This window comes from Blattabacterium cuenoti, assembly GCF_014251655.1.
Taxonomy (GTDB): Bacteria; Bacteroidota; Bacteroidia; order Flavobacteriales; family Blattabacteriaceae; genus Blattabacterium; species Blattabacterium cuenoti_I.
The window spans coordinates 344,165-350,853 of the sequence record NZ_CP059225.1; the positions used below are offsets into that span (position 1 = coordinate 344,165).

The window sequence follows — 6,689 nt, forward strand, 5'->3', positions numbered from 1 at the left end:
AAGTCTTTGTAATTAATTATACTTTAGATCCGTTTTTAATTTAAACAAAAAGATAATCCTTTTATTTTTTCTAGCTTTTCCAAAAAATTAGAGTTAATATTAATTCCATATTTTTTAGATTCAAAATTTAAAAAAATTTTATTTTCTTTATCATAAAGAACAATATGAAGTTGTTGATTTCCTTTTTGTTGATAAACAAGTTTTTCTATATTACTAATAAATACGTTATTTAATTCTTTAATATTGATTTTTATTATTAATTTCTGTACTAATTTTTTCATGACATTTTGTAATTCTTCTATATATAAGATGTTTATTTTATATTCTTTATATTTTTTTGATTTTTCAATAGAAATACATAAATATAATAAACTGTTTTTCAAAAGAATTGATTTATATTTCAAATATTGTTGTCCATATATTTTGAATTCTTGAGAAGTATGGTAATCTTCTAATAAAAAAATTCCATATTCTGTTCCACTTTTTGGATAGGTTATTTTCTCTATTTTTGATAAAATACCACATATAGAAATTTTTTTTCCTACTAAAGAAATAAATTCCTTTTTTTTTAATTGATCTAAAGATAGATTTGTAAAATATTTTATTTCATAATAATAATCATCTAAAGGATGTGCAGAAGAATAAATGCCCAATACTTCTTTTTCTTTAGATAATTTATATATATTACTCCATATATTGTTTTCCGTGATAGTAGGAATAGGGGGGATCTCCCCTTCAATCTTTTTTTTATTTTTTTCTTTTTTCAATTTGGATACAAACCGGATCAATTTTTCTATAGTACTTAGTTTATTATTTTTTTCTCTATGAAAATAGACTTCTCTATGGATTTTAAAACTGTCTAAAGAACCGGATAAAATTAAATTTTCTAAAGTTTTTTTGTTCACTATTCGTAAATCAACTCTTTTTACTAAATCAAAAATAGAAGTGTATAGACCATTTTTTTCTCTTTCTATAAGAATTGTTTTTACAGCATTTTTTCCAACTCCTTTGATTCCAGCAAGACCAAATAGAATCCTACTATTATTATCATCATGGTTAATAACTTTAAAAAAAGAATCACTTTCGTTAATATCTGGACTCATCACAAGCATATTCATTTTTTTACATTCTTCTATAAAAAAAGTAAGTTGTTTCATGTTATACATGTTATTACTCAATACAGAAGCCATATACTCATATGGAAAATGCGCTTTCAAATAAGCGGTTTTAAAAGCTATATATGCATAACATGTAGCATGAGATTTATTAAAAGCATAACAAGAGAAATATTCCCAATCTTTCCATATTTTTTCTAAAATACTTTGATGATATCCTTTTTTCATAGCTTTTTCAAGAAATTGATCTTTCATTTTATTGAGTACTTTCTTTTGTTTTTTTCCCATCGATACTCTAAGTAGATCCGCTTCTCCTTTACTAAATCCAGCTATTTTTTGAGCTATTAACATTACTTGTTCTTGATAAACTGTTATTCCATAAGTTTCTTTTAAAAATTCCTCCATTTCTGGTAAATCATAAGAAATTGCTTCTTTTCCATGTTTTCTAGATATAAAATTAGGTATATATTGTAAAGGGCCAGGTCTATATAAAGCAGTCATTGCTATTAAATCATCAAATTTATCAGGTTTTAGTTTACGTAAATATTTTTGCATTCCTGTAGATTCATACTGAAAAACAGCTACCGTTTTTCCTTTCTGAAAAAGAGAATAAGTTTTTTCATCTTTTAAAGAAAAGAAAAATACTGTATTAATATTTTTTCCCCTTCTTTTTTTTATAAGATTCACAGCATCTTTAATAATAGTAAGTGTTTTTAATCCAAGAAAATCCATTTTTAATAATCCAGCATGTTCTACAACGTGATTGTCAAATTGCGTAATCAATAAATTTGATTCCTTGGATACAGATACTGGAATATATTCTTTAATATCATGTGGACTTATTATAATCCCACAAGCATGTACTCCTGTACTTCTTATAGTTCCTTCTATAACTTTTGCTTGCTGTAAAACTTTTCCTTCTAAGGAATCTTTATTGTTTGCTATGTTTCTAAGTTTTCGTATATTATTTATTTCTTCTTTGTTCACTTTTTCTAATGGATTTATTTCCGATAAAATGGTATTCAATGACAACATATTTGGAACCATTTTTGCTAGACGATCTGTTTCTTTTAAAGATAAATTTAATACACGACCAGTATCTCTAATAGATGATTTTGCTCCCATCGTAGCATATGTTATAATTTGAGCTACTTGGTTTTTTCCATACTTTTTAACAACCCATTCAATAATTTTATCACGTCCTCTATCATCAAAATCAATATCTATATCGGGTAAAGATATTCTATCCGGATTTAAAAACCGTTCAAAAAGTAAATGGTATTTTATTGGATCTATATCCGTTATTCCTATACAATAAGCAACAACAGATCCGGCTACTGATCCTCTTCCAGGTCCTACTGAAATATTCATTTTTCTAGCTTGATTAATAAAATTATGAACAATTAGAAAATAACCAGGGTATCCAATCTTTTCTATCGTATTTAATTCAAAAAGAATTCTTTTTTGAATTTCCTTGCTAATGTTTTTATAACGTTTTTTAGCCCCCTCATAAGTTATTCGTTTTAAATATCTATTTTCTCCTCTATTTCCACCATCTATTTGATCCATGGGATTTTCAAAATATTTTGGTATTTGAAATTTTGGAAGCAATATTTCGTTTGAAAGATGATAATCTTCAATTTTACTAACTAATTCTTCTAAAGAATCAAAAGCTTCTGGAAGATCAGAAAATATATTTTTCATTTCTTCTGTATTTTTAAAGTAAAATTCATGATTTGGAAAACCAAATCGACCACCTTTATCTTTTCCTATAGGAGTCAATTGCTTTTCTCCATTTTTTATACAAAGTAAAATATCGTGAGCATTGTATTCTTTTTTATCTAAATAAAAAGTATTATTTTGTACAATATATTTCACATGATATTTTCTAGAAAATTTAAGTAGTATATCATTGACATGATCTTCTTCTTTTAATCCATGACGTAATAATTCTATATAAAAATCATCACCAAAAAGCTCTTTCCACCATAAAAAAATATTTTCTGCTTTTCTTTCTCCATAATTCAGGATAGTGTATGGAATTTCTGCGTTAAGATCTCCGGAAAGAGCAATTAAATGATCCTTATATTTTTCAATTAGTTCTTTTCCTATTCTAGGAATTCCAGCATAAAAACCTTTTGTAAAACCAAGTGAACAAAGTTTTGCAAGATTTTTATAGCCTTTTTTATTTTTAGATAAAAAAACTTGTTGATATCGTTTATCAGGTTGTTCTTTAGTAAATTTATTTTGTAAATAATTGTACGAAATAAAAACTTCGCAACCAACAATTCCTTTGATCGATTTTTTTGGATAATATTTTTTATTTATAGAATGAATAGCATTTAAAAAATGAAAAGATCCCATCATATTTCCGTAATCTGTTATTCCTACAGCTGGCATATTAAAATGCATCGCTCTATCAACTAAAGATTGAATATCTATAGTAGAGTAAAGGATAGAAAAATAAGTGTGATTATGAATATGAGAATATTTTTTTTTTTTTAATATTTCATTATTACTATTATTGAAGTTTATCCTTTCTTTTTTCTCTATAAAATTCTTTTCTTCGTCTGCTACTAATAAATCTAAAGGGGGAAAAATAATTCCGTTAAAATACTTATTTCTGAATTTACATATTGTTTTTTCTTCAATTCCTATATCTTGATGCGATATGATTCCAATTCTTAATAACTCTAAAAAACAACGAGTTGTAATTTTTACATCATTTTTCGCATTATGCAAATTTTTAACTTTTTCTCCAAAAAGTTTTTGATGTAATTCAGACAATGTAGGCCATTTAAATCTTTTTTTATTTCCTAATAATTTACAATAAGAAACAGAAATGACTTTAGTATCCAACATTTTTTTCTTTTTAAAAGAAATTTCTATTTTATTTCTGTAAAATTCACATTCTATAACTTTTATATCAAATTCTAAATTATGTCCAATTATACATTGAGATTTATCAAAAGATTTTTGAAACTCACGGAGTACAAATTTTAAGCTAAACCCATATTTTTCTGCTTTTTCATTAGTAATTCCATGAATTTTGAAAGCATTGAAAGGAATATCATAATGGTCAGGTTTAATGATAAAATTTTTAGTTTCTATTAAATCTCCCATGACATCATGACATTGCCATGAAATTTGTACAATTCTCGGCCAATTATCTGTATGAGTTATTGGAATTTTGTAAGAGATAGGTAATCCTGTTGTTTCAGTATCAACAATGAGGTACATTTTATTTGAATTAATAGAAAAAGTTACTGAAAAATTATTAGTTTTGTATTACCTGTTTTTTTAAAAAAAATCAATACTATCAGATAAATACTTTATTTATTCTGTTTATTTTATTATATGTTTTCTAATATTATAATGAAAATAAATAGTCAATAGTGAAGTGAAAAAAAATAATAAAAATTATGTTTAGTCAAACAGAAAAAATAAAAACAAAAACGTCTTCTTTATATTTTGATGACAAAGATCAATTAAATAAACAGGGAAAAATTACAAGAAATTTCGATTGGAAAAAATATGAAACTCATTTAAATCACGATCTTCAGGAAGAAAGAAGAAAGGTTGAAGAGTTATACACAAAAACTTTACCAAATATACAAGAATTAGAAATATATGAAGGAGTAGTAACACATATTACTAATGATAAAACGGTGATTGTAGATATTGGATTCAAAGCGGAAGGAGCCATCCCTGTAAATGAATTTAGGGAGGATTTTACCATTAGTATTGGTAGTAAAATAGAGGTTATGGTTGTTAAAATGGATTATAAAGGACAATGTATACTCTCGTATCAAAAAGCAAAAATGCTAAGAAATTGGCAACGTATTAATGAAGCATACGATAAATCTGAGGTTATGTTAGGTTATGTTGCAGCTAGAACAAAAGGAGGTTTAATTGTGGATCTATTTGATATAGAATGTTTTCTTCCTGGATCACATATCAATGTTAAACCTGTTCGTGATTATGATACTTATGTAGGAAAAACCATGGAAGTAAAAGTAGTTAAAATCAATAAAAAAACAAAAAATGTAGTTGTTTCTCACAAAATATTAATAGAAAGAGATATTGAAGAACAGAGAAAAGAAATGATATCCAAATTAGACAAAGGTCAAGTATTAGAAGGAAAAATAAAAAACATTCTTCCTTATGGAGCATTTGTAGATTTAGGGGGGGTAGATGCTTTACTTCATATCACTGATATGAGTTGGCCCCACATTAATCATCCTACAGAAATAGTTCAATTAGAGCAAGAATTGAAATTTGTTGTATTAGGGGTAGATAAAGATAAAAATCGTGTTCAATTAGGATTAAAACAATTACAACCTCATCCTTGGAACTCTTTAGATAAAAATTTAAAGGTTGGAAGTAAAGTAAAAGGAAAAGTTAGTGTTTTAGCAGATTATGGAGCTTTTGTAGAGATTATTCCAGGAGTAGAAGCCTTGTTACATATTAGTGAAATGTCTTGGTCTACTGATTTATCTTCTACTCAAGATTTTGTTCAAATAGGAGATGAGTTAGAAGCTATTATATTGACTATAGATAGACAAGAAAGAAAAATGTCTTTGAGTGTAAAACAACTTACTCCAGATCCTTGGATGAATATTAAAGATAAATATCCAGTAGGATCAAAACATGTTGGAATTGTAAAAAAATTTACAAATTTTGGTATTTTTTTGGAATTAGAAAAAGGAATATCTGGAATTATTTACATTAATGATTTATCATGGATAAAAAAAATTAAACATCCTTATGAATTTTGTAATATAAACGATCGATTAGAAATTGTTGTTTTAGCATTAGATTCTCAAACAAGAAGAATAAATTTAGGACATAAGCAATTAACGGAAAATCCATGGGATAAATATGAAAAAATCTTCCATGTGGGAAGTATTCACTATGGTATGATTTCAAATTTATTTGATAAAGGAGCTTCTATAAAATTTATGGAAGACCAAGAAATAGATGCTTTTTCTCCTTTTCGATTTTTAGAAAAAAAAGATGGAACTGTTCTTAAAAAAGGAGAAAAAATTAATTTTAAAGTAATAGAATTTAATAAAGAAGCTAAAAAAATTATAGTTTCTCATACCTCTATTTATCGTGATAAAGACCAAAAAAAAGAAAAACGTGTAAAAAGTAGAAAATTTGGAATATCTACTTTAGGAGATCTAGAAGGATTAGCTAAACTAAAAGAACAAATAGAAAAAGAAAGAAACAAATAGTTCTAAATAAAAATGGAAACACATCCTATTGCAGAAAAAGAAGGATGGAAAGTTGGAAAAGATTTTCCTGTTTGGGCTAATAATGAATTATATTTAACTACAATTAAAGGGGGATACTTATTAGATGGGGAAACTCCTTTTGAAGCATATAAAAGGTTATCAGAAAATGCATCAAGAATTCTTGTAAAACCTAATATAGAAAAAGAATTTTTTAATATTTTTTGGAAAGGATGGCTCATTCCTTCTACTCCAGTTATGGTAAATTTAGGAACAGAAAAAGGACTACCTATTAGCTGCTTTTCTGGAAGAATTGGAGATAGTATGTATGAAATATATA

The 6,689-nt window shown here is 26.0% G+C and carries 3 protein-coding genes (1 of these 3 cut by a window edge); 2 read left to right on the forward strand and 1 reads right to left on the reverse strand.

Annotation, left to right across the window (positions count from 1 at the left end; genetic code table 11):
- Positions 1–35: 35 nt before the first annotated feature.
- Complete coding sequence (gene dnaE, locus H0H63_RS01630; RefSeq protein ID WP_185858294.1) at positions 36–4,355, reverse strand: DNA polymerase III subunit alpha; 4,320 nt, start codon at positions 4,353–4,355, stop codon at positions 36–38.
- Positions 4,356–4,537: 182 nt separating this feature from the next.
- On the opposite strand from dnaE, the gene rpsA reads away from it, so the two are divergent.
- Both rpsA and H0H63_RS01640 read left to right on the forward strand, forming a co-directional pair.
- Complete coding sequence (gene rpsA / locus H0H63_RS01635) at positions 4,538–6,352, forward strand: 30S ribosomal protein S1 (RefSeq protein WP_185858295.1); 1,815 nt, start codon at positions 4,538–4,540, stop codon at positions 6,350–6,352.
- Between the two features lie 12 nt (positions 6,353–6,364).
- Positions 6,365–6,689, forward strand: partial view of a ribonucleoside-diphosphate reductase subunit alpha gene (locus tag H0H63_RS01640; RefSeq protein WP_185858296.1) — the start only. It continues 1,391 nt past the right edge of the window; only the first 325 of its 1,716 coding nucleotides appear in the window; its start codon is at positions 6,365–6,367; its stop codon lies beyond the right edge, outside the window.

Excerpts from the sequence above, each read along its gene's own strand:
- dnaE (WP_185858294.1), bottom strand. The coding sequence starts at position 4,355 with ATGTACCTCATTGTTGATACTGAAACAACAGGATTACCTATCTCTTAC.
- rpsA (WP_185858295.1), top strand. The coding sequence starts at position 4,538 with ATGTTTAGTCAAACAGAAAAAATAAAAACAAAAACGTCTTCTTTATAT.